Genomic DNA, 4,582 nt, shown 5'->3' with positions numbered 1-4,582 from the left:
CCCACACCTTGCCCGTGCCCCCGCACCGCCGCCTCCAGCGGGCCCGGCCGCAGGTGCCCGGTCTCACGGAACGGCGGCGCCAGCGGGAACTTCCCCGTCACCGCCCAGTGCGAGACGCGGCCGCCGGTCACCGCCGACTCCACCGAGATGTGGTCGCCGAACGGCCCGCAGTCCCGGCCGCGCAGATACTCCTCCAGCACCAGCGCACTCTCACCCGGCCCGCCCTCCGCGTCCCCGGCCGCCGTGCCGCCGGACAGCAGACGGGCGGCCAGCTCCGCCCCCCGTGAGGCGTCGGTGACCAGATGCGTACTGCGGCTGCCCTCCCCGCGCGCCGGCTTGAGGACCGCCGGCAGGCCCACGGCCGACAGCGCCGCCGGCCAGTCACCGGCCTGCCGCAGCAGGAAGGACCGCACCCCCTCCACGCCGCGCTCACGCAGCCTTGTGCGCTGCGCGTACTTGTCGCGCAGCAGCTCCACGGTGGCCGGCGAGTGGAACGGCAGCGACAGGCGCGCGGCCAGCGCGGCCGTCTCCGGCAGCCGGGACTCGCTGAAGGTGAGGATCGCGTCCGGGGCGAGTTCCCGCAGCCGGGCGGCCGTCGCGTCCAGGTCTGCCGGATCCAGCCGCACCACCGGCGCCAGTTCCTCGGCCAGCGGCGCCACCTCGTCGCTGTGCGGGGACGGGCACAGCACCAGGACCACGTCGCCCAGCACCTCCAGACCCTCCACGATGTGCAGGGGGGAGGCCGAGCCACGGTCGTAGACGACGGCGACGAGCGGGCGTCGCTGAGCCATGAGGAGGCTCCTTCACTTCGAGGGACGGGGGAAAGGCGGGCGGTGGTTCAGGCGGCGCTCTGGTCGGACTCCTCCGCGAAGCGCACCCCGGACAGCACGCTCGCCAGCGGCACGCCCTCGGCCGCACCGGACGGCGCGGCCGGGGCGGCGCCCGCGCCGAAGAACGGCAGCGCGTCCGCCACGCCGTGCACCTCGGCGCCGATACGCCGGTGCGCCTGCCAGCGGGAGCGGGTCAGCCGGAAGCGGTCGCTCACCACCTGCTCGCCGCGGACCGCGTTGACCTGGCTGCCGTCCCGTTCGAAGCCGAACTTGCGGCACACACCCTGCGAGGCGTCGTTGCCGCGCCGTACGACGGAGAACGCCTGCTCGGCGCCCAGCCCCGTGAACGCCAGCTCCAGCGCCGCGGCCCTGGCATGCCCGCCGAGCCCCTCGCCCTGCCGGCCGAGCGCCAGCCACGAGGTCAGCAGCACCTCACGGGTGACGCCGAAGTCCCGGCCGCCCAGGCTCTGCGAACCCACGACCTGCCCGTCGGCGACGACGACCAGATACAGCGTCCAGTCCTCGGGCGTCCAGGACGCCATCGCCCTCCAGTGACGCTGCAGCACCCGCTGGGCCACCTGGGCCGGCGTGCCGTCCGTCCACTGCGAGAAGAACGGCATGAACCCCGGTGCGTGCACCCCCTCGACGGCCCGGTCCGCGAGCGCGTCGAGATCCTCGGGCGTCGGCCAGCGCAGCTCGACGCGCCCTGTGCGCACCGTGATACCGGTGAGCGGCCAGTTGTTCATCATCGTTGTTCGCCACCTCGTCGGGACGGAAGAAACATGAGGGGGACGCCGGGCCGGGCCCGTCACACGGGCGAGACGGCACTCTCGGCGGGACGGGCCGCGCCGGCCGGCACCGGCTGCCCGGAACGCGACGGCTCGGCCTGCGGCTGTTCCGGCTGCGGCGGTGCCGGACGCGGCTCCTCCACCCCGGCCTCCGCCTCCGGTTCCACCCCGGCCTCCGCCTCCGGTTCCACCCCGGCCTGTGCCTCCGGCTCGGCCTCGGGTTCCGGTGCCGGCAGGTCAGCCTGCGCGCTCAACCCCGTACGCAGCCGCACCGCCACCGCGACGACCCCGACGCAGCCGCCCAGCAGCACTGCCATCAACGCGATGCCGTCCGCCCACGGCAGCGTGGCGCCGGCGAGCGCCGGACCGGCCACCGAACCGGTCGAGATCGCCACCGACAGCAGCGCGTTGACCCTGCCCCGCACCTGCTCGGCCGCCAGATCGTTCAGCAGCGACGTCACCACCGGGAAGACCAGCGCCTCGCCCACCGACAACAGCACCACACCCGCCAGGGCGAGCGTCAGCGCCGCCGAGCCGTGCCCGAACCCGGCGACCGCCACCAGGGCCCAGGCCACCGCCCACACCGCGCCGGAGACGGCGAGGACCGTGGAGCGGCGGATCCTCTGGATCCGCTCGGCCAGCAGGAACTGCGCCCCGACCGCGACCACGATGTTGACCGCGAACGCGCCGGAAATGCCCTCGGGCCCCAGCGCACCGCCCTGCGTCAGATAGCCCGGCAGACCCGAGCGGAACTGCCCGTACGAGACGAGCGAGCAGACCACCAGAGCGCCCAGCAGCGCCGCGATATGACGGTGCCTCAGCACCTCGCGGTAGCCCACCGGCCGCCGGCCCCCCTGCGCGCCCTTGTCCTCGCCCGCCTGGACCACCTTCGGCAGCAGCCAGAACAGCACCGCCCCCGCGAGCAGGAACGTCGCCCCGTCCGCCAGGTACAGCGCGGCGAACCGGGCCGCCCGCGACCCGGCGTCCATCGACGCCACCACACCGCCGGCCAGGACACCCAGCCCGGTCATCGCGTTGAACACCGCGTAGTCGGCGCTGTAGGCGAGACCGCGCTCCCGCGCGGAGGCGGCCCCCGCGTACAGGAACCGCAGCACCGTGCCCACGCCGCTGATCCCGAAGCCGTACACCAGCGCCGCGACCAGCGCCGAAGACGCCCCGTCCGCCTGCGCGTACAAGGCGGTGCCCGCGCCCGCCACGGCCATCACCAGCGGCACCGTGGTGCGCGGCGGGAACCGGTCGAGCAGCGCCCCCCACAGCAGCCCGCCGGCGACCGCGGTCGCCGCCTGGACGGCCAGGGTCACGGCGGGCACCCAGGCGGGCAGGCCGTGCACATCGCTCAGATAGATCCACAGGAAGGGCAGGACGAGGCCGCCGCCGAAGGAGTTGACGGCGTTGACCGCGAGGACGACACGCGTGCGCGGCGAGAACTCCCGCAGCAGGGCGAGGGGACTGGTCATCGTGCCTCCAGCACGTAGAGCCACGAGTGGGGGGTGCCGAACGGCACGGTGCGGCGCGGCACCAGGCCGGCCGCGGCGAACAGCTCCTCGTACGTCTCCTTGGTGTGCAGCGGCACACCCATGAGCGCGTGGGCCAGTTCGTAGCCGAGCGAGAACACCGGCAGCGTCTGCGCGCCTTCCGCGTCCGGGCGCAGCATCGTGTCGGCGAACACGAAGGTGCGGGCCGACGGGAACGCCTCGCGCAGCCGCGTGAAGGTGTGCGGGCGGGTCGCCGGGTCGGCCAGCAGGTCGTGCAGCAGGAAGAAACTCATCACCGTGTCGACCTCGGCGAGCTTGTCGCGGTGCGCGGCCCGGTGGCACACGTCGAGCACGTCGGTCCTGATGGCCTCGACCCGGCCGCTCAGCCCGGCCTCCGCGATCGTGCGGTGCCCGAGCTCGGTGGCCGGGCCGCTGATGTCCAGGCCCAGACCGCGGGTGCCGGGACGGTTGCCGACGACGCGGCTGACCCGGGCGGAGATCCCGCTGCCGAGGTCGGCGAGGGTGGAGAAGTCGACGTCGGCCAGGACCTCGTCGAGGGTGCCCGCCATGAAGGAGCGGTCGTTCTGCCCGGAGCCGAGCGCCACCATCGCCTCGTCGCGCAGCACACCGGTGCCGAACTCCGCCTCCCCGGACACGATCCGGTGCGCCTGGGCGAACACCTCGGCGTAACCGCCGACCCCCCAGGTGAAGTAGCCGCGCATGCGGATCATCTCCTGGCCGGCGGTGGTCAGCAGCGCCGTGCCGCCGTCGTCCTGGAGCCGCAGCCAGCCGCAGCCGGCGGCGGCCCGCACCACTTCGCGCAGCACCCGCTCGCGCACGGCCGGTCCCGTCTCCGCGGCGAGGGCACGCAGGTCGAGCAGCGGGTCGCGCTCCAGCCGGTCCCAGATGCCGAGCCGGTCCAGGGCGTGGACGACGGTGGCGGCGACGTAGCCGTTGAAGGCCGCATCGACGCCTATCGGGGCGGGCGCGGCACCTGCCCAGTCGGCGGGTACGGCGGCCGGCGCTGCGGGTGCTGCGGCATGGTCCAGGGCGGCGGTCATGGCGGGTCCTTCCGGTGTGCGGACGAGGGTGGACGGGGAGGTTCAGGCGGGTGCGGCGGCCGGCAGCGCGGCGGCGCCGGCCAGTTCGGCCCAGTGGCCGAGGAGCTCGTCCGCGGACGAGGACCCGGCGACGGGGGCATAGGCGGCGAGGGCCACTGCCCAGCCCTCGCCCGCCGGGGCGAGGGCCAGACGCACAAGAGGCACGTCGGCCGCGGCGAAGGTCTGTCCGGCCACGGCGGCCCGCACCCGTTCGACCGGGTCGGCGCCGTCGTCCGGGGCGAGCACCGTCACCGGCACGGGCCGGGCCGAGGCAAGGGCGTACCAGCGCCCGCCGTGCCTGGAGAAGACGGTGCGCAGCGCGGGGCGGGCGTCCAGCAGCGCGCCGAGCGCGGCCTCCGCCTCCCGAA

5 protein-coding genes are annotated in these 4,582 nt (G+C 75.0%); all 5 read right to left on the bottom strand.

The window, feature by feature from the left end; all coding sequences use genetic code 11:
* Positions 1-791: ATP-grasp domain-containing protein (locus ACWGH4_RS31745; RefSeq protein ID WP_453466973.1), on the bottom strand; the 791-nt coding region annotated here is incomplete at its 3' end.
* A 47-nt stretch (positions 792-838) separates the two neighbouring features.
* Positions 839-1,579: a GNAT family N-acetyltransferase gene (locus ACWGH4_RS31740; RefSeq protein WP_453466971.1), complete on the bottom strand. Its 741-nt coding sequence runs from the start codon at positions 1,577-1,579 to the stop codon at positions 839-841.
* Positions 1,580-1,638: 59 nt separating this feature from the next.
* A complete protein-coding gene (locus ACWGH4_RS31735; protein ID WP_453466969.1) occupies positions 1,639-3,096 on the bottom strand; it encodes an MFS transporter in 1,458 nt (485 codons plus the stop codon).
* Entirely contained in the window at positions 3,093-4,175 is a 1,083-nt protein-coding gene (locus ACWGH4_RS31730; protein WP_453466967.1) for an SAM-dependent methyltransferase, read from the bottom strand. Before ACWGH4_RS31730 ends, ACWGH4_RS31735 begins: the two co-directional genes overlap by 4 nt.
* A 42-nt stretch (positions 4,176-4,217) precedes the next feature.
* The coding region (locus ACWGH4_RS31725) for a hypothetical protein (protein ID WP_453466965.1) at positions 4,218-4,582 on the bottom strand (365 nt) is incomplete at its 5' end.

Source organism: Streptomyces sp. NPDC054847, assembly GCF_053610925.1.
Note: the sequence above shows the minus strand (reverse complement) of the source record. Positions and strands in the feature narration are given on the sequence as shown.